Annotated in this window: 16 protein-coding genes; 5 read left to right on the top strand and 11 right to left on the bottom strand. The window is 57.1% G+C overall.

The genetic code is table 11. The annotated features are described in order from the left end of the window. Positions 1–68: 68 nt before the first annotated feature. Positions 69–1,010, bottom strand: a complete 942-nt coding sequence (locus ACTG27_RS17375) for a hypothetical protein (RefSeq protein WP_439980053.1) — start codon at positions 1,008–1,010, stop codon at positions 69–71. A gap of 359 nt (positions 1,011–1,369) precedes the next feature. Between ACTG27_RS17375 and ACTG27_RS17370 the strand changes: the two genes are divergently transcribed. Continuing rightward, positions 1,370–3,361 (top strand): bifunctional 2',3'-cyclic-nucleotide 2'-phosphodiesterase/3'-nucleotidase, encoded by a 1,992-nt coding sequence (locus ACTG27_RS17370; protein ID WP_439980051.1) that lies wholly within the window; start codon positions 1,370–1,372, stop codon positions 3,359–3,361. Between the two features lie 266 nt (positions 3,362–3,627). Here ACTG27_RS17370 and ACTG27_RS17365 read toward each other — a convergent pair whose 3' ends face one another. The 4 genes from ACTG27_RS17365 to ACTG27_RS17350 form a co-directional block, all read right to left on the bottom strand. After that, positions 3,628–4,593 carry an ABC transporter permease gene (locus ACTG27_RS17365; protein WP_005340795.1) on the bottom strand — a complete coding sequence of 322 codons (966 nt, stop codon included), beginning with the start codon at positions 4,591–4,593 and terminating at the stop codon, positions 3,628–3,630. A 2-nt stretch (positions 4,594–4,595) separates the two neighbouring features. Next, positions 4,596–5,714 carry an ABC transporter permease gene (locus ACTG27_RS17360; protein ID WP_005357011.1) on the bottom strand — a complete coding sequence of 373 codons (1,119 nt, stop codon included), beginning with the start codon at positions 5,712–5,714 and terminating at the stop codon, positions 4,596–4,598. Further along, positions 5,714–7,279: an ABC transporter ATP-binding protein gene (locus ACTG27_RS17355; protein ID WP_439980050.1), complete on the bottom strand. Its 1,566-nt coding sequence runs from the start codon at positions 7,277–7,279 to the stop codon at positions 5,714–5,716. The genes ACTG27_RS17360 and ACTG27_RS17355 overlap by 1 nt, the downstream gene beginning before the upstream one ends. A gap of 85 nt (positions 7,280–7,364) precedes the next feature. Next, a complete protein-coding gene (locus tag ACTG27_RS17350) occupies positions 7,365–8,363 on the bottom strand; it encodes a BMP family lipoprotein (protein WP_005340803.1) in 999 nt (332 codons plus the stop codon). Between the two features lie 643 nt (positions 8,364–9,006). Between ACTG27_RS17350 and ACTG27_RS17345 the strand changes: the two genes are divergently transcribed. From ACTG27_RS17345 to uvrD, 3 genes are read left to right on the top strand one after another with little or no spacing between them, the layout of a single operon-like run. Next, positions 9,007–10,977 (top strand): hypothetical protein, encoded by a 1,971-nt coding sequence (locus ACTG27_RS17345; protein ID WP_159162673.1) that lies wholly within the window; start codon positions 9,007–9,009, stop codon positions 10,975–10,977. Then, positions 10,961–11,521, top strand: a complete 561-nt coding sequence (locus tag ACTG27_RS17340; RefSeq protein ID WP_439980049.1) for a hypothetical protein — start codon at positions 10,961–10,963, stop codon at positions 11,519–11,521. The genes ACTG27_RS17345 and ACTG27_RS17340 overlap by 17 nt, the downstream gene beginning before the upstream one ends. A gap of 12 nt (positions 11,522–11,533) precedes the next feature. Then, positions 11,534–13,705: a DNA helicase II gene (uvrD, locus tag ACTG27_RS17335; RefSeq protein ID WP_439980048.1), complete on the top strand. Its 2,172-nt coding sequence runs from the start codon at positions 11,534–11,536 to the stop codon at positions 13,703–13,705. A gap of 133 nt (positions 13,706–13,838) precedes the next feature. On the opposite strand, the gene ACTG27_RS17330 is transcribed toward uvrD, so the two are convergent. From ACTG27_RS17330 to ydfZ, 4 genes are all read right to left on the bottom strand, one after another. Then, entirely contained in the window at positions 13,839–14,633 is a 795-nt protein-coding gene (locus ACTG27_RS17330) for a hypothetical protein (protein ID WP_416033445.1), read from the bottom strand. A gap of 160 nt (positions 14,634–14,793) precedes the next feature. Further along, on the bottom strand, positions 14,794–15,324 hold the full coding sequence (locus tag ACTG27_RS17325) for an REP-associated tyrosine transposase (RefSeq protein ID WP_323893231.1): 531 nt from the start codon (positions 15,322–15,324) through the stop codon (positions 14,794–14,796). A gap of 210 nt (positions 15,325–15,534) precedes the next feature. Beyond that, a complete protein-coding gene (locus ACTG27_RS17320) occupies positions 15,535–15,972 on the bottom strand; it encodes a DUF2846 domain-containing protein (RefSeq protein WP_017788673.1) in 438 nt (145 codons plus the stop codon). Positions 15,973–16,175: 203 nt separating this feature from the next. Then, positions 16,176–16,373: a putative selenium delivery protein YdfZ gene (ydfZ, locus tag ACTG27_RS17315; RefSeq protein WP_005342516.1), complete on the bottom strand. Its 198-nt coding sequence runs from the start codon at positions 16,371–16,373 to the stop codon at positions 16,176–16,178. A gap of 311 nt (positions 16,374–16,684) precedes the next feature. Between ydfZ and ACTG27_RS17310 the strand changes: the two genes are divergently transcribed. Continuing rightward, on the top strand, positions 16,685–17,185 hold the full coding sequence (locus ACTG27_RS17310; RefSeq protein WP_439980046.1) for a DUF1993 domain-containing protein: 501 nt from the start codon (positions 16,685–16,687) through the stop codon (positions 17,183–17,185). A gap of 101 nt (positions 17,186–17,286) precedes the next feature. Here the strand turns inward: ACTG27_RS17310 and ACTG27_RS17305 are convergent, their stop codons facing one another. Then, a complete protein-coding gene (locus tag ACTG27_RS17305) occupies positions 17,287–17,799 on the bottom strand; it encodes a cupin domain-containing protein (RefSeq protein ID WP_202003580.1) in 513 nt (170 codons plus the stop codon). A gap of 125 nt (positions 17,800–17,924) precedes the next feature. Beyond that, positions 17,925–18,287, bottom strand: a complete 363-nt coding sequence (locus tag ACTG27_RS17300; RefSeq protein ID WP_026034886.1) for a cystatin domain-containing protein — start codon at positions 18,285–18,287, stop codon at positions 17,925–17,927. Positions 18,288–18,337 lie beyond the last annotated feature (50 nt).

The following is an 18,337-nucleotide window of genomic DNA, read 5'->3' as shown; positions in this document are numbered from 1 at the left end:
AACAACAAGGGAGCCACTGGCTCCCTTGTTGTTTCAGGCGCGTTTGCCCGCCCCTGCCGTTGGGCTGCTTATCGCTTGTCAGCGGTGATCAGCAGGCCATTGGTGTCGGGGAAGCCGATGACCAGCGCCTCTTTTTTGGCATCCGCGGTATAGGTGGTGACATAGGCGACGCGGTTATCCATCGCCCGGGCCAGAGCGGCATTCCAGAGGTTTTCGATCGGCGTGGCGGCAGCGGATTGCTTGAAGTTGCACTTGCCAAACCCGGTCATGGTCAGCTTGCTCAACCCGGCAGTGGCACTCCCCTCGCCCACCAGCGTACAACCTGCCGCCGGGAACTCGATCGCTACCGTCAACTTGCCGCCGTTGTTGGTGGTATCCACCTTGCCCACCATGTCGCTGCTGAAGCCATCGCTGTCCGTGGCACCCCAGCTGGCCGTGGTCACCGCTTTGGTGGTCAGGGCCGTCACAGCCACATGACCGCTGAAACCGGAATAGATGGGGGAGTTGTCGGAGAAGGTGGTGCCGGTGCGAGTGAAATCAAAAACCCAGCGCTTGATCTCCTTGCCCTGCAGATCGATGACCGGCTGATCCTGGAAGGTGATGAGGTTGTGGTCGTTGGTCACCGAGCTGAGCGCCGTGCTGGTACCGAGCCGCTCACTGTTGCGGATCAACTGCACCGGGTAGATCCCGTCTTTGTCGGCTTTCTGGTCAGCCTGACCCAGCCACTGGCTGTTGGTCTCGACCTTGCCCACCTGATGATCCACCCAGACACCCCAGTGCTGCACAGTTTCACCCTTCGGGTAGACCAGCGCCAGACCATCCAGATCCTTGATCATGCGCGGCGTCGCCTTGTCGCCGTCGCGGCTCATCAGATTCGCTTGGTAAAGACCCGCCTCCGGCAGAGCCAGCGGCACCCGCTTGGCGATGCTGTTGGCAGCTTTTTCGCTGTCACAGGCAGACAGGGCCGCAGCGCAGGCGATGGCCAGCAGCGCTTTGTTGTGCATTTTCATGAGGTTTTATTCCTTGCTGTCGCTTTGTAATTTTTAGATGCAATCAATCGCCGCTGAATTTAAGGGAAAGGTCATCTATCAGTCGAATGGAGATCTGTAACCAACCATTACAGCCTCGCAGAAGCGCTTGGCCGCGCCGCTTGCCCCGACCGCACGGCGGTGACGACAGGGTGACTCACGCCGGAAAAGCAGCGAAAGTAGCTGCCCTGAATAAAGACAAAAAAACAGATGAAAATCAGAGTCATAACTCTATTAACAGGAGGGTAATTAGCCCGAATTGCCAGCCTGCTCACAATCGGATTCTTTTGCTGTCGATAGAATGCACCACGCTGGCATACCCATAACAAGAGAATCCAACAATGAAAACCACCCTCAAACTGAGCGCGGTGGCAGTTATCTTTTTGCTGTCCGGCTGTGACGACAACAACTCTCAGGCCCCCGGTGATCTCACCCTGCGGCTGATCGAAACCTCTGATATCCACTCCAACCTGCTGAGTTACGACTACTACCAGAACAAGCCGGATGCCTCGCTGGGCTTCGCCCGCACCGCTGTGCTGATCCGCAAGGCCCGCGAAGAGAACGCCAACAACTTGCTGATCGACAACGGCGACCTGATCCAGGGCACCCCGCTGGCCGACTATATCCACGACCAGCAGGTCAAACAGCAGTGGCTGAGCAAGCAGACCCACCCCGCCATCAAGGCGCTCAACACCATGAGCTATGATGTCGGCAACCTGGGCAACCACGAATTCAACTTCGGTCTCGACTTCCTCTCAGAGACCCTGAAAGGGGCCAACTACCCCTACATCAACGCCAACGTCTTCCAGGCCGATGCCTTCAGCCGTGATGGCAAGGGCACCATCGACTGGAGCAAGCAGAAGTTCAAACCCTATGTGGTGCTGGATCGTCAGGTGAAGGATGCCAACGGCAATACCCAGACCATCAAGGTCGGGGTGCTGGGGCTGACTCCGCCCCAGATCACCCAGTGGGACAAACGCAATCTGGAAGGCAAGGTGGTGGTGGCCGATATGGTCGAGACCGCCGAGCACTATGTACCCGAAATCCGCGCCAAGGGTGCAGACATCGTCGTGGTCGTGGCCCACACCGGCATCATAGGTGACCCGCGCGAACCCATGATGGAGAACGCCGCACTGCCGCTGGCCAAGGTGAAGGGGGTTGATGCCCTGCTGCTGGGCCATGCCCACCGCACCTTCCCGGGTGACTACCCCAACATGACCGACGTGGACAACGAGAAAGGCACCCTGGCGGGCGTACCGACCGTGATGCCGGGCGTCTGGGGCAACCACCTCGGCATCATCGACCTGCACATGACCTGGAAAGAGGGTCGCTGGGAAGTGGCTTCCAGCCAGTCCCAGCTGCGCAAAATCGACAGCAGCGCCAGCAGCACCGAAGATCAGGCGGTAGTCGATCAGGTCATTGCCGAGCACGAGCAGGCCAACCAGTGGCTGGACGAGCCCCTCAGCAAGATCACCAAGCCGATCCACAGCTTCTTCGCGCTGGTGCAGGATGACCCCTCCATCCAGATCGTCAGCGACGCCCAGCTGTGGCACGCCAAGAAGCTGCAACAGGATGGTCAGCTCAAGGAGAAATGGCCCATCCTCTCCGCTGCCGCGCCATTCCGTGGCGGTCGCAACGGCCCGACCGACTTCACCTATGTACCGGCTGGCGATATCTCCCTGCGCAACGTGGCCGACCTCTATGTCTACCCCAATACCCTGCAGGTGGTCGCCATCAATGGCGCGACCGTACAGGAGTGGCTGGAGAAGAGCGCCGTCCAGTTCAACAAGATCGATGCCGCCAGCACCGCGACCCAGTGGCTGGTGAACGAGAAGTACCGCACCTACAACTTCGACGTGATCGACGGAGTGAACTATCAGGTCGATGTGACCAAACCCGCCCGTTACGATGTGGATGGCAACAAGGTGAGCGACAGCTATCGCATCACCAACCTCACCTATCAGGGCAAGGCAATCGACCCGGCCCAGATGTTCTACGTGGTGACCAACAACTACCGCGCCAGCGGTGGTGGCAACTTCCCGGGCATCAACGCCAAGGTGATCGTCCATGAAGATCAGTTCGAAACCCGCGAAGTGCTCTCCGAATACCTCAAGGATCTGGCAGAGAAGAATCCGGCCGGTTTCGAGCCTCCAGCAGACAACAACTGGCAGCTGGCCCCCCTGTCCGCCAATCTGGATCTGCGTATCTACAGCTCGCCACGCAGCGAGGCGCAAGCCCTGACCGGTGGCAAGCTGAACTATGTGGAGACCCTGCCGCCCACCGATGCCAAACACCCCGGCTTTGGTGTCTACAAGCTGGTGCTGGCTCCCTGAGCCTCAGGGTTCATCCGGCAATAACCTCTGCAACCCCCTCCCGATACGAGGGGGTTTTTAATGGTACTGGCAGCGGGATATGCACCTGTAAGCCAGCCGCTACCCGCAGCAGATCGCGCAGCCCGTTTATCCCTTCACGCCATCGCCTCCCTCTATCACACCATCCAGATCCCGGCTGGTCTGCCCCATTCCGCCCATAAAAAAACAGGCCCACCGAAGTGGGCCTGCTGTTATCTGCGTGATCGGGAATATCGCGCCAAAGGACGCTACTCCCGCTCCTTCACATAAGGTGTACCAAGTGCCTTGGGGGCCACGGCACGGCCGATAAAACCGGCCAGCAGGAACACGGTCAGGATGTAGGGCAGTGCCTCGATGGCCTGCACCGGAATGGCGAAGCCACCGATGCTGACCCCTTGCAGACGGATGGCGACCGCATCGAGGAAGCCGAACAGCAGACAGGCTGCCATGGCATTCCAGGGACGCCACTTGCCGAACACCAGCGCCGCCAGCGCCATAAAGCCCTTGCCCGCACTCATGTTGGGGATGAACTGGGCCGTCTGGGCCACCGCCAGATAGGTGCCACCGATACCGGCCAGCAGGCCGCCGATAAGGAGCGCGGTGTAGCGCATCCGCACCACAGAGATACCGGCGGTATCGACCGCTGCGGGCGCCTCGCCCACCGCCCGCAGACGCAGACCGAAGCGGGTACGGAACATCACCCACCAGGCCAGCGGCACGCAGGCAAATGCCACGTACTCCAGCAGGGAGTGGCCGCTCAGCAGCTCGCTGTAGAGCTGGCCGATCACCGGCACATCCCACAGCTCCTTGGCATAGGGCAGATCGATGGGGGCAAAACGGGCATCACCGGAGAGTGCCGGCGTCTGGCCCCCCTGATCGAACCAGTAACGACCCAGGGTGACGGTCAGACCGGCCGCCAGAATGTTGATGGCCATGCCGCTCACCACCTGATCACCGCGATGGGTGATGGTGGCAAAACCGTGCATCAGGGCAAACAGGATGGAGACACCCACACCGGCACCCAGACCTACCCAGGCAGAACCGGAGACCGCAGCCGCCGCGCCACTGGCGAACGCCGCCGCCAGCAGTTTGCCTTCCAACGCGATGTTGACCACCCCGGAGCGCTCGCAAAACATGCCCGCCATGGCCGCCAGAATGAGCGGCGGCGCAGTACGAATGGTCGCATCCAGCATCAGGATCAGAATTTCAAACATGATCAGACTCCTTTAGCTTGCGCGGCTGAGCGGTTGGCAAACGCCAGATAGAGCTGCTCGATGCGCGGACGCATCATGTGCTCAAGGGCGCCACAGAACAGGATCACCAGACCCTGCAACACCACCACGATGTTGCGGTCGACACCGAACTCGAAGCTGAGCTCGGCGCCCCCCTGATAGAGGAAACCGAACAGCAGGCTGGCGATGATGACGCCGACCGGATGGTTGCGCCCCATCAGCGCCACCGCGATACCGGTGAAGCCGAACCCTTCCACGAAGTTGAGCTTGATCTGGTGCAGCTCACCCTGCAGCACGTTGAGGGCAAAGAAGCCCGACAGCATGCCGGAGATGACCATCGCCAGGATCACCACCTTGGGATAGGAAATACCGGCGTAGGCGGAGGCGCTTTGGCTGGCGCCGACCGAGCGGATCTCGTAACCCCAGCGGGTGTGCCAGATAAAGACCCACACCAGCGCCGCACAGATCAGCGCCCAGAAGAAGCTGATATTGAGGGGGCTGTTGGGGATCTCCATCCCGAACAGGTTAGCCAGCCCGCTCATCTTGGGCAGCCAGCTTGCCTCGGCAAACACCTTGCTCTCGGTCGCCATCGAGCCGGGCGGCTTGAACACCTCCACCAGCAGATAGGCCATCAGCGAGGCGGCGATGAAGTTGAACATGATGGTGGTGATCACGATATGGCTGCCGCGCTTGGCTTGCAGCCAGGCCGGAATAAAGGCCCAGGCCGCACCGAACAGACCACCGGCAATGATGGAGAGCGGCAACAGCAGGGCAAACGGCAGCACATCGCCGAGCATCAGACAGACCAGACCGACACCGAGACCGCCGATATAGGCCTGACCTTCACCGCCGATATTGAACAGACCGGCGTGAAAGGCGACCGCCACCGACAGACCGGTAAAGATAAAGCCGGTTGCGTAGTAGAGGGTGAAGCCGACCCCTTCACCGGTGCCGAACGCGCCGTACCACATGATCTTGGCGGCATCGACCGGGTTGATGTCGAGGTAGTAGAACAGAATGGCCGACACCAGGAAGGCCAGCAGGATGTTGACCGCAGACAAGACGCCTACGGAGACCCAGGCAGGAATACGTACTTGGCTCATCAGTGGGCCTCCTTGGCAACGTCATCGGGAACGATATTCGCCATCATCAGACCAATGGTGCGCTCATCCGCCTTGGCACCATCCAGCTCGCCGACGATGCGACCATCGGCAATGACCAGAATGCGATCTGCGAGGCTCATGATCTCGTCCAGCTCCACCGAGACCAGCAGCACCGCCTTGCCCTTGTCGCGCATGGCGATGATCTGCTGGTGGATATACTCGATGGCGCCGATGTCGACCCCGCGGGTCGGCTGGCCAATCAACAGCACATCCGGGTCCTGCTCCACTTCACGGGCGATCACCAGCTTCTGCTGGTTGCCACCGGAGAAGTTGGCGGTCTTGTGATCGGGATGGGGCGGGCGCACGTCCCACTTCTCCATCTTGGCCTGACAATCCTGCTGGATCGCCTCCTTGTTCTGCAGCCACCCCTTGTTGTATTGCGGGCGGCGGTGATAACCGAGAATGAAGGCCTCTTTCGCCTCGAAGCGGTTGATCAGCCCCATCTTGTGGCGATCTTCCGGCACATGGCCGAGGCCGTAGTTGCGCACCAGCTCCGGATCGGCCGGGTGCTCAGCGCTCACCTTGTGCACGCCGCTGCGACTGCTGATGGTGAAGCTGCCCTTGCTCGGCTTGAGAATGCCGCCAAGCAGGCTGAGCAGTTCTGACTGACCGTTGCCGGAGACCCCGGCGATGCCGACCACTTCACCGGCCCGCACCTCGAAGCTGACCGATTTGACCCGCTCCACCTTGCTGGCGTCGAAGTAGCTGAGCCCTTCGATCTTCAGCTTGGCTTCACCGGGTTGGGTTGGCCCCTTGTCGACCTTGAGGCGCACCTTGCGGCCCACCATCAACTCGGCCAGCTGCTCCTTGTCGGTATCCTTGGTGGCGACGTGGGCCACCATCTCGCCACGGCGCATGATGGAGACCTGGTCGGTAATGGCCAGGATCTCCCGCAGCTTGTGGGTGATAAGGATGATGGTCGCCCCCTGATCCCGCAGCTTTTTCAGCACCTCGAACAGGTGATCCGCCTCTTGCGGGGTCAGTACCCCGGTCGGCTCGTCGAGGATCAGGATGCGGGCGCCGCGATAGAGCGCCTTGAGAATTTCGACCCGCTGTTGCAAGCCAACCGGCAGATCTTCGACCTTCTCGTGCAGCGGCACGTCAAGGCCATAATCTCGCGCCAGTTCGCCCAGCAACTTTTCGGCTGACGCCACGCTCTGCTGAAGGTGCCAGCCGTTCTCAGCGCCGAGGATGACGTTTTCCAATACGGTGAAGTTGTTGACCAGCATGAAGTGCTGGTGAACCATGCCCACCCCTGCGGCAATCGCATCTTGTGAGCCATGGGGTTTGAAAGGATTCCCGTCGATGAACATCTCGCCTTTGTCGGCATGGTAGAAACCATAAATGATGCTCATCAGGGTGGACTTACCGGCGCCATTTTCGCCGACAATGCCGTGGATACTGCCTTTGCGAACCTTAAGGTCGATCAGCTTGTTGGCGTACACTTCGCCGAACCGCTTATCGATACCTCTTAATTCGATGGCATAGCGATCTGTCTGGTCCATGATGCAGCCCTGCGTTTCATGAAATAAGACTAAAAACCGGCCCGTGCGGGCCGGTGGTGCGTTGAGAGTCGTAGCAACTATCTAATTAGTATTTGCAGGTGTTATCGCTCATGTAGTCATGAACCTTGACCTTGCCAGCGATGATTTCAGCCTTGATGGCATCTACCTTGGCTTTCATTTCCGGGGTGATCAGCTTCTCGTTGTCCTTGTCGAGAGCCCAATCCACACCGCCTTCGGCCAGACCCAGGTTCTTGATACCCGGCTTCCACTCGCCTTTGGCAGCGTCATCCCAGGTCTGGTAAGCGGCCAGACCCACAGACTTGACCATGGAGGTCAGCATGGTGCCCGGTTGCAGGTGGTTCTGGTTGGAGTCCACACCGATGGCGAACTTGCCGCTGTCCTTGGCTGCCTGATAGACACCGATACCGGTACCGCCAGCTGCGGCGTAAACCACGTCAGCGCCCTTGGCGAACTGGGACTTGGCCAGCTCGGCACCTTTGGCCGGGTCAGCAAACGCGGCCGGGGTAGAGCCCGCCATGTTCTGGAACACTTCGATCTTCGGATTGACGAACTTGGCACCCTGCTCGTAACCGCACTGGAATTTGCGGATCAGCGGGATATCCATGCCGCCCACGAAGCCGACCTTGCCGCTCTTGGAAGCGATGGCTGCCAGCGCGCCCACCAGGAAGGAACCTTCATGCTCCTTGAAGATGACGGACTGGACGTTCGGCTTGTCGACCACCATGTCGATGATGGTGAACTGGGTTTTCGGGAATTCGGTCGCAACCTTCTCTACCGCAGAACCCATGTTGAAACCGACGGCCACGATCGGGCCGTTGCCACGGCTGGCCAGACGACGCAGACCCTGCTCGCGCTGGGCTTCGTTCTGGGGTTCAAACTCTTTGACCTTGACGCCCTTGTCCTTGTTGTAGAGCTCGACGCCGTTACGGAACACGGCTTCGTTGAATGATTTGTCATACTTGCCCGCGGTGTCATAAATGACGGCTGGCTCGGAAGCAGCCTGAGCAGAGAGAGCAGCGAGAGTGAGGGAGGCCACGGTGGCCAGCTTGAGCACTTTAGTCACGATCGTATCCTTGATTGTTATTAAGTGAGGGAACTTGCTTGCCTGTCAGAGCAGGCTATCTAGCACGCAGGCTTACTCTAAGTCAGCCCCGATGCGGGTCAAGCAAATGATAAGGGAAAAACGTTTGCGTTAACGGTTTGAATTATAAGCAAATAACCTTATAAGCAGTTGTTTTTTAGCTACTTTTCAGTTTTTTATGCTAACAACCAAAAGACCCAAACGACATTTCTCTTATTGTTCAGCAAGTTACTGTAAACCGTTTTCCCCTCTTATTCATCCAGCCCCCCGGCAAGCCCGTGATCCGGCTCGCAAAATCCCCACAAACCGCGCGAGCAAGAGTTGGCTACAGCTGGAAACGACCAAAGCTCACAGACCCTATCTCTAATACTCTCCAGTCAACATTCCCTAACCAACAATCAGCCCCCGCTTCCACTTTGTTGAGCAAGCTCACAATTCATATGAACTCGAGATCCAGATCAAGTTGAAAACCATATGAGCCCCTGTATGATGCCCGCCGCATAGATCTCAAATGAAACTAACAAAAACATCAATTGGGCTTCTTTTGCATCAATTCATGCCACCCATTCTGACTTCCTCAGCCAGGTGCCGGTGACATATGCATCGTTGTTTCAGGAAAATAAAAATGAAAAAAAATATTCTGGCTTTATCGGTTGTGACGGCGTTATCCAGCTTGGCGCTGGCTGGTTGTGGCGGTGGTGGCGACGGTGCCAGCACAGATAATGGCAATAACAGTGGCAATGGTGGAAACGCCACCAAACCTGCGTTGACTGCCACCTTTATTGATAGTGCGGTAGCCGGTTTGAACTACACCTGCGGCAATTACTCGGACGTCACGAACTCGCAAGGTCAGTTCCTCTTTAATGACGGTGACACCTGTACCTTCAAACTGGGCTCAATCCCGCTTGGGGAAACTCAGGTTAAAAAGGGCCAGACCCTGGTAACCCCATACACCATCGCCGAGAAAGGTGACAAGGATCGCGCCATTCGTATCGCCGCACTGCTGCAAACTATGGATGCTGACGGTGATGCAAGTAACGGGATTACTCTGAAAACAGAGGATGTGGTCAAGCTAGGCAACACTCTTCGTTTTGGCAGCGATAACGAGTTTAACACTAGCCTGAATGAAGCCCTGAAACAGGCGCAGATCGACAAAAAAGTGGTTGATACCAAAGCAGCCGAAGCACATATGAATGACTCGCTGGCCAAAGCTAATGGCAAATCTGCCGCCGTAGATTATGTGCTGCGCGACCTGGTGGAACAGAGCAAGCATTGGGAACAGACTGACTTCGAAAATACGCTGCGCGGCTATAAAGATCGCTTAAGCACCGAAGCAGATGAGCAAGGCAAAGCCGATCGCCAGATCATGCTGGCGATTATCGCCATGATGGAAGTGACCAACGACCCAATCGTCAGCAAGCGCTTCGATGTTACACCGTCACAGGCTGGCCAGGGTTATACCACCATGCTGGCGAAAGTGCTGGATGCAGTGGTTAACCATGCTCGCCTGACCACTAAAGAGGCCACTGGCAATACCAAGGACGTAGCAGACCTGCTGGCAAAATATGCCGTCAAGATGCAGGACACCGCCAATAGTCTGGGCAATATTGTTAACCCGGAGTACAAGGCAGCCTACGGCGATAGCGATAAGCTGACGCTCTCCTACGATCAGGTTCGCGCCCTGCGTGCCAGCGCCATCGCTATGGCTTCTGGTCTGAATATCATGGCCGCATACCACTATGGTGATGATCGCCACCTGCAGCCCAAAACGGAAGATCTGTCTGTACCCATTCTTAATTTTGAAGAGACTGGCATTGCGCACATCTACGGTAATCCAGCCTATCCATGGTTTCAGGGGAATCAAAGTAGCTGGAAATTTTCTCTCCTGAATACACAGATCACCGTAGAGTACACTGATGCAGATGTGAATCCCGCTCTGCTCTGGCAAGACCCCCAATTTTTTGTAATCAATCAGGCCGACCGTCTCAAGCTGGCTCGTACCCAACTGGCTGAAGCCGCCAAGCTGACTGCCAATCTGGGGAATGCCCTGACATCTCTGCATCTCGATGCAGAAGAGGCCAAGAACACCCTCAAGCTGGCTGAAGCACTGGATAAACACCTGAATGGTCAGCAAGCGAGCGTCATCGTCGATTCCACCAATGGTAACGGCATCTCCGTCAAACTGGATTTGAACCCCTTCTTCAGCGAAGGGCTGGATCGTAATGACGTCGATGTACTCGTTGGCGCAGGCACCTGCGAAGGCAACATGGGTTCCTACTCCGAAGAGTACTCCAAGATGATGGGCAACCCGGTTTGCGGGTTGAGTCCAGCAGAAATTGCTGCTATTCAGGAGAATCGCTTCTGGATCATGCCGCAACTGAGTTTCAAAGTTGAATACACCTCAGACTTCGTCCAAAACGAGTTCGATCAAACGGCAAGCTACATCATGCACGTCACTCGCGCTCCGGTTGTTCCCTACCATACCGAAGTCACTCTGAGACCCCGTGAAGGCTCTACCTTCGGCAAGGTCTTCCTGGAGTGCCGTCGTACCGAAAACGGCCAATCTGATGTCGTAGATTGTGCTGCGCTTCAGTAACCTCAACAGCCCGAGCATTGTGGCACTGCTTGCCACAATGCTCATCAGCTTCACTCCGGGCGCCTTGGCGCTCGGAGTCACAGAACACTACCGTGACTATTCGAACGCTGTATACGATGAGCAAGGGATGCTTGTTTATCGTATTTACGCCCGCGAATTTCATCGTGAACTCCTTCCCAAAAAGCTCTCGCTGCTCAGCCTATTCTCCATGCGCGCTGTCAATAACCAGCGATCACACTACGAGCAGGGTGTATTACTGCTGGGCGACTGCCCGCTCTATTTTGAAAAAGCCTATCTGAACGAAATGAAACTGCGCCTCTATCGAGTTCACGGCACGCTGCCCGAAGGTAACGTGGTCGCAGCCGAGATGAGTTATCAGATAGCCACCCATGAACTGGCAGGAGAAGACCTAACGCTCACCCCAACAGGTGAACAATGGCTGCTCCGAAAACGCCACTATCAAAAACAACAACCTGTGCCACCTAGGGAATCATGCATTTCAGGATCGACGGAACTTCCGTATAATCCCCGCCTGTATAAATAAACAGGAGTGGTGATGGACGTTTCAACCCTGCTCGACGGGCTCAACGACAAGCAAAGAGATGCCGTTGCGGCGCCCCGCAGCAACCTGCTGGTGCTGGCCGGTGCCGGTTCGGGCAAGACCCGGGTGCTGGTGCACCGTATCGCCTGGCTGATGCAGGTGGAACGCTGTTCACCCTTCTCCATCATCGCGGTCACCTTTACCAACAAGGCGGCGGCCGAGATGCGCGGACGGGTCGAAAAAGTGATCGGCGACGGCGTGCGCGGCATGTGGATCGGCACCTTCCACGGCATCGCCCACCGTTTGCTGCGGGCCCACCATCTGGATGCGGGACTGCCGCAGGATTTCCAGATCCTCGACTCCGACGACCAGTACCGGCTGATCCGCCGGGTGCTCAAGGCGCTCAACCTCGACGAGAAGCACTGGGCCCCGCGCGCCGTGATGGGCTACATCAACGGCAAGAAGGATGAGGGGCTGCGCCCCGGCGACATCGACCTCTATGGCGATCCCGTCACCCGCACCTATCAGCAGATCTACAAGACCTATCAGGAGACCTGCGATCGCTCCGGTCTGGTGGACTTTGCCGAGCTGCTGCTGCGCGCCCACGAGCTGTGGCTGAACAAGCCGCACATCCTCGAGCACTACCGCGACCGCTTCCAGAACATCCTGGTGGACGAGTTTCAGGATACCAACGGCATCCAGTACGCCTGGCTGCGGATGCTGGCGGGCAACAGCGGCAAGGTGATGATCGTCGGCGACGATGACCAGTCCATCTACGGCTGGCGCGGCGCCAAGATCGAGAACATCCAGCGCTTCCTGACCGACTATCAGGGCGCCGAGACCATCCGCCTCGAACAGAACTACCGCTCCACCGCCAATATCCTCAAAGCCGCCAACAGCGTCATCTCCAACAACGCCGAACGCCTTGGCAAGGAGCTGTGGACCGAAGGGGCCGAGGGCGAGCCGATCTCCCTCTACGCCGCCTTCAACGAGGTGGACGAAGCGCGCTTCGTGGTCGGCCGCCTCAAGGATTGGAAAGAAAAGGGCGGCCTGTTGGCTGACTGCGCCATCCTCTATCGCTCCAACGCCCAGTCTCGGGTGTTGGAAGAGGCGCTGATGCAGGACGCTATGCCCTACCGCATCTACGGCGGCTTGCGCTTCTTCGAGCGCCAGGAAATCAAGGACGCCATGGCCTACCTGCGGCTTATCAACAACCGCGGTGACGACGCCAGCTTCGAGCGGGTGGTCAACACCCCGACCCGCGGCATCGGCGATCGCACCCTCGAGATCCTGCGCGGCAACGCCCGCGATCAGGGGCTCAATTTGTGGCAATCGGCCAAGGCGCTGCTCAATGACAAGGTGCTGACCGGTCGCGCCGGCAACGCGGTGCGCGGCTTTGTCGAGCTGATCGACGCGCTGGAGGAGCAGGTCTCCATGCTGCCGCTGCACCAGCAGGCGGATATCGCCATCCAGAACTCCGGCCTCAAGGCGATGTATCTGGCGGAAAAAGGCGAAAAATCCCAGGCGCGGGTAGAGAACCTGGACGAACTGGTCACCGCCTGCCGCCAGTACCAGCGCCCGGACGAGCTGGAGGATATGAGCGATCTCTCCGCCTTCCTCGCCCACGCGGCGCTGGAGTCCGGCGAGAATCAGGCGGACGAATATGCCGACGCGGTACAGCTGATGACCCTGCACAGCGCCAAGGGCTTGGAGTTCCCGCTGGTGCTGCTGGTCGGTGTCGAAGAAGGGATGTTCCCCAGCCAGCAATCCACCGAAGAGTCGGGCCGCTTGGAGGAGGAAAGGCGCCTGTGTTACGTCGGCATGACCCGCGCCATGGAGAAGCTCTACATCTGTTATGCCGAGAGCCGCCGCATCTACGGCCGCGAGATGTTCCACAAGCCGAGCCGCTTTATCCGCGAGATGCCCGCCGAGTGTCTGGAAGAGATCCGGCTGCGCACTCAGGTCAGCCGCCCCACCCAGTACGGCCGCTTTAGCCAGAACGAGGTGCAGCAGAGCTTCGACGCCAGCGGCATCAAGCTCGGCCAGCGGGTGCTCCATCCAAAATTCGGCGAAGGGGTGGTACTCAACTTCGAAGGGGTCGGCCAGCAGAGCCGGGTACAGATCCAGTTCGACGACGTCGGCGCCAAGTGGCTGGTAACGGCGTATGCGAGATTGGAAGCGCTCTGATTTCTTCCACTTTTTAATGCAATCAACCCGGCTTAGGCCGGGTTGGTTTTTATATCTGTGATCGCGATAACTTTAAATTCGCGATCGTCCGAATGCGCTTCGCTATTCGAACCTACGGGATTGTGAATACACTTTACCATTCATGCCATTTTACAGATTGATGGCAAGTCTCTTCTAATTTGGATGACCATTGCTCTTGTAATTCTCGTTGAAGTTTAACTTTCTTTTTATAGTCCCCATTTGGAGAGGGGGCCCTATTACTAGGTGGTGGTGGAACAACAAGATTGATAGTCTTTATTTCTGGCTTGGGCAGTGCAGATGGCATTTTTGTTTTGTCATCCCAAATAAAAACATAACTTGATGTTGCACCAATCACGGAGAGGCATGGAATCAATTTTTTATTTGTCTCTATGCTGTATCTTGCTGAAAGCCCATTTTTCACATCCTCCGCACTATACTTCGATAGTAACAATAGAAATGCAGGGGAGCTCAACAGTCCGATGAGAAAAATTGCAACCATAAACCATTTCCATATCTCACTTAGACTTATCGCGTTGGCGAAAAATTTCTTCTTAATAGCATTGGAATAGCGATATATATTGCTGGTCTTGATGTCTGTCGACTTTTCAAGTTCAACAGATGTTGTAAAAAATATATATAATGTGACAGGGATAATTATCAGGAATTGAGAGAGTAATATTAGCTTTATAATTACCCCATGATACAAAGCCACTTGATATAAATCAGCTACACTTCCAAAAATAAAGAAATCAAGACCAAAATTAGAAAAGTATGATGTAACTATGAAATAACAGCATGATGTAAAAGTAACAATGCTGACTGTTGAAACTGCAATGTTGTGACTTTGATAAAAAAGCATGATGCCTTTTATTGTCGTCACACACCGCTGTATAAAATTGACAACCATCTAATTCCCCAAGTGATATCTACTTTATGTTTAAAATGAAATAATCAAAGCAAGTTTATCCCAGAGCAATGGTCTCGAATAGATAGTAGGTTCGATTAGCGAAGCGTAATCGGACGATCGCGTAATCGAACGCTTACAACAGAACAACCCTGTTAGGGGTTTATTCCAATCCCCCCGATGCCCCATCCACCGACCCGCACCAATCCGGCGGATAGACGCCACTCGCCACATAACGATGGAAGGTGGAATACGGCCAATCAGCCACCCGCGTGACATGACCATGCTTGAGCGGGTTGATATGGACGTAATCCATATGGCGGCGGTAATCCTGCTCATCCCGGATCAGATGTTCCCAATAATGGCGTTGCCAAATGCCCCGCTCCCCGTGGCGTAACCGGGTCTGGCTGCGCCGCTCGTTCACCGGCAAGGCGCGGGAAAAGTGGCTTTTGATCAGCCGCCAACGCAGGGGGAAATCGGTGTCCCCTTCCGGCAAAGAGAGGATGCAGTGGAGGTAGTCGGGCAACACCACCCATGCGTGAATGGCGAAGGGGTGAGCCTGCTGTACCTTGGTAACGCTTTGACGCAGCAAATCGATCTGCTCCACCAGCAACCGGTTGTTGCGCCGCTCCAGCAGGTTGACGGTAAAGAACCAGGTTCCTCCGGGCCACCATGCCCGCCGCCAATTGGCCATCCTTTTCCCCTCATCGAGACCGAAAAGCCAAGCATAGTCTTGCCTCACGTCGATCTGCTTGCGGGCTGTGATGGTGCGGATGTTCGATTACGCGATCGTCCGATTACGCTTCGCTAATCGAACCTACATGGACAGGAAATCTGGAACACCCACTTTCGGGCAAAGGCGTAACTGGTGGAGCTACGCCTTGTTTTTGGTGGAAGCCTCTGGTCACTTAACCAACTTGCTCTCCATCACCCCTTGCTTGCCCTCCTCTTCACTGACCTGACTCAGCTTGGAGCGGGCCATCAGCAGGCCCATCTTGACCTCCTGCCAGACGTAGTAGTTTTTACCCGCCTCGGTACTGAGGGTCAGAGTGGCATCGTTCTCCGACTTGGAGGTGATGGTGTGGCTGCCCGGTGTCACCTGCTTGAGGATGTAGGTGTGGGCCACGGTATCGCCGACCGCCATACCATCCACCAGCAGCGGCATTTTGACGGCGGCACCGAAGGTCTCGTTGCGATAGATATAGAGGTTGGCCGCATCCTTGGGCGCCACAAACTGCTTGGCCTGCGCGTCTGCGGTGGCATCGGCCATGGGTACGGAAGCACAACCGGAAAGCAGCGCCGCCGACAGCAGGGCGGCACTCATCATTATTTGCCTGAACATAGTCGTTATTTTTTAGTGAGTTAACGGGATTTAAAGGTTCGCATGAGCCTGCTCTGGCTGACAATCTCTCAAATCGAGCGGGATGTGACCCGGTTCAATTTTTCGGCATTTGGTGGGATGAAGAGGGGAACTCAGAAACCCGGCCGCCAGATGGGGCGCGGCGGCCGGGTGAATTGTAAAGAGTAGGGTGACAGGGAAAGGGATCAGCCTAGTCTAATCAACTCGATGGGGGCGTAGCGCTCACCGGAGTTTGCCAGCAGCACGCACTTCTCATGCTCCGCCTGATAGGGGGTCATATTGTCGGTGTGGGCCTCTTTCAGAAAGTCGACTGCGCCAGTGGCGGCAATCATCACGCGCTGACCCAGGTTCAGCACATTGCGGTTACGGTCATAGATCTTCATCTCATTCTCCTTTTCTTGTGTCCTGGCGAATGCGCAGGCGTCTGTCCAGGACAACGGCATTCAGCCTACGCCCCTGAAAAAAGGTGATTTATGTCACAGATCAAAAAAGGGGCGATAAGGGACTCGCAGGCTCAAAAAGCGAGCATGGCCCCTTGGCCAGCGGTTGTCGCGCGAAGTAGCGCAGCCCTGCCCTTTTCATCGTAGCGGGCTCGAACCCGGCAGCGGTTGGGGTATATTGGTGGCCGATTAGCCAGTCTCATTCACCGTGGCCGCGCACGCGGGCCGCTGTTTCAACAAGATGGAGAGTGCTCATGAATCGCGACATTACCGCCCAGTTCATCAAGATGCTGACCAATCTGGATCACTGTCTGGCCAAGGCCGAGGCCCACGCCGCGGCGAAACAGTTCAACGTGGAGAACTTCTTCGGCGAGCGGCTGATCGTCGATATGTTGCCGCTGTCCAAGCAGGTGCTGATCTGCTGCGATTCGGCCCGCGCCGTGGTCGCCACCGCCAGCCACAGCGAACTGCCAGCCATGGGGGATGACCCCAAGACCATGGCGGATCTGCGCGCCCATATCGGCAAGACTATCAGCTATCTGCAAGGCAAGCTGGAGGCGGACTACAGCCAGTACGCCAGCGGCCGTTACGTGCCCCACTGGGCGGGCGGCAAGGGGATGGATGGCCATACCTGCGTCCACGAGTACGGCATTCCCAACTTCTACTTCCACCTCACCATGGCCTACGCCCTGCTGCGCCGCGCCGGGGTCGATCTCGGCAAGCGCGACTATCTGGGTGGGCTCAGCCTGCAATAAGCGCTGCGCGCCACAGGCGGCAAACAGATAGCAAAAGCCTGCCACGCGGCAGGCTTTTTTATATCGGGTGGTGCAGGGCTGGTGCGCAGAAGAGCTGCGCCCTAGAAGGGGCCGTTGTTCTCGCGCAGCTTGTCGGGCAGGCCGTCGTGATCCCCCAGCTCACGCTCGGGCACATCATCCCAGTGCAGCTTGCCGAGGGTGATATTGCGCTCGGGATGCACGGCGTAGTGGATGCGGTTGTCCTCCCGATCGGTATCGCCGATGCAGAGCAGCCGGACAGTCTCTTCGGTGTTGTTGATAAAGGCGTGGGCCAGCCCGTCACCGGCCTTGAAGCCGACCGAATCTCCCGGTTGCAGCCGATAGAGCACGCCATCGAGCCAGACATCCGGCGTCCCTTCCAGCACGTGGACGAACTCATCCTCGGTCTTTTCGGCATGGGGCCAGCTGGTGCGATGGCCGGGTTCGACTATCTCGTGGTGAATGCCGATGCGGCTAAAGCCAAAGTGCTTGCCGAGGGCACAGCCGCGAGAAAGAGGCTCCTGACTGCCGGAGTAGTAGCGCGGCGTCTGCTCTTGCAGCTCGCGCCAGTGTTTGATGCAGGGGTGGCGATTCATAGCGGTTCCTTTTCCATGAGGATGCAGTCACGGGAAGGGTCATCCTGACTGTCAGAATGCGGGGAGAAAAGCAGAAATTTTCTGGTCAGATGAGCCCCTCTGACGAGGGGCTCAACAAGCAGGAATTACTTGGCCTTGACGCAAGGCAAGGGAGGAAGCTCGCCCTGTGCAGCCGTGCGGGTCATCTGGTAGTTGCCGGCAAGATCCCGATAGACACGGGTGTTCCACACCTCTCCGTTGTCGAGCTGGAACTCGATGTCGTAGTTGACCCCGGAGACCACCTGGCTGCGCACCTCGCGGATGCTCTGCAGTTTGGCGGCCGTGTTCATGCGAGCCAGCACGCTGGCCAGCGCAGCCTCTCCTTCAGCATTGGGCAACGGCTGACTCTGCCAGCCACCCGCCATCGGTGCACACTCCGGCGTGGGTGACGAGGTGCTGCAGGCACTCAACAGGCCAGCAACAAGGATGGGTAACAACACGCGTTTCATATCATTTTCTCCTGCCTGCAAAATGACCACCTTATCAACATCTTGCCATT

The sequence above is a fragment of the Aeromonas sp. 97A genome, assembly GCF_051919185.1.
GTDB lineage: Bacteria > Pseudomonadota > Gammaproteobacteria > Enterobacterales > Aeromonadaceae > Aeromonas > Aeromonas veronii.
Note: the sequence above shows the minus strand (reverse complement) of the source record. Positions and strands in the feature narration are given on the sequence as shown.

Coding starts and splice junctions, on each gene's coding strand:
- ydfZ (WP_005342516.1), bottom strand. CDS start 16,373: ATGAAGATCTATGACCGTAACCGCAATGTGCTGAACCTGGGTCAGCGC.
- ACTG27_RS17305 (WP_202003580.1), bottom strand. CDS start 17,799: ATGAATCGCCACCCCTGCATCAAACACTGGCGCGAGCTGCAAGAGCAG.
- ACTG27_RS17360 (WP_005357011.1), bottom strand. CDS start 5,714: ATGAGCCAAGTACGTATTCCTGCCTGGGTCTCCGTAGGCGTCTTGTCT.
- ACTG27_RS17310 (WP_439980046.1), top strand. CDS start 16,685: ATGAATCGCGACATTACCGCCCAGTTCATCAAGATGCTGACCAATCTG.
- uvrD (WP_439980048.1), top strand. CDS start 11,534: ATGGACGTTTCAACCCTGCTCGACGGGCTCAACGACAAGCAAAGAGAT.
- ACTG27_RS17330 (WP_416033445.1), bottom strand. CDS start 14,633: ATGGTTGTCAATTTTATACAGCGGTGTGTGACGACAATAAAAGGCATC.
- ACTG27_RS17325 (WP_323893231.1), bottom strand. CDS start 15,324: ATGGCCAATTGGCGGCGGGCATGGTGGCCCGGAGGAACCTGGTTCTTT.
- ACTG27_RS17320 (WP_017788673.1), bottom strand. CDS start 15,972: ATGTTCAGGCAAATAATGATGAGTGCCGCCCTGCTGTCGGCGGCGCTG.
- ACTG27_RS17365 (WP_005340795.1), bottom strand. CDS start 4,593: ATGTTTGAAATTCTGATCCTGATGCTGGATGCGACCATTCGTACTGCG.
- ACTG27_RS17375 (WP_439980053.1), bottom strand. CDS start 1,010: ATGAAAATGCACAACAAAGCGCTGCTGGCCATCGCCTGCGCTGCGGCC.
- ACTG27_RS17370 (WP_439980051.1), top strand. CDS start 1,370: ATGAAAACCACCCTCAAACTGAGCGCGGTGGCAGTTATCTTTTTGCTG.
- ACTG27_RS17345 (WP_159162673.1), top strand. CDS start 9,007: ATGAAAAAAAATATTCTGGCTTTATCGGTTGTGACGGCGTTATCCAGC.
- ACTG27_RS17355 (WP_439980050.1), bottom strand. CDS start 7,279: ATGGACCAGACAGATCGCTATGCCATCGAATTAAGAGGTATCGATAAG.
- ACTG27_RS17300 (WP_026034886.1), bottom strand. CDS start 18,287: ATGAAACGCGTGTTGTTACCCATCCTTGTTGCTGGCCTGTTGAGTGCC.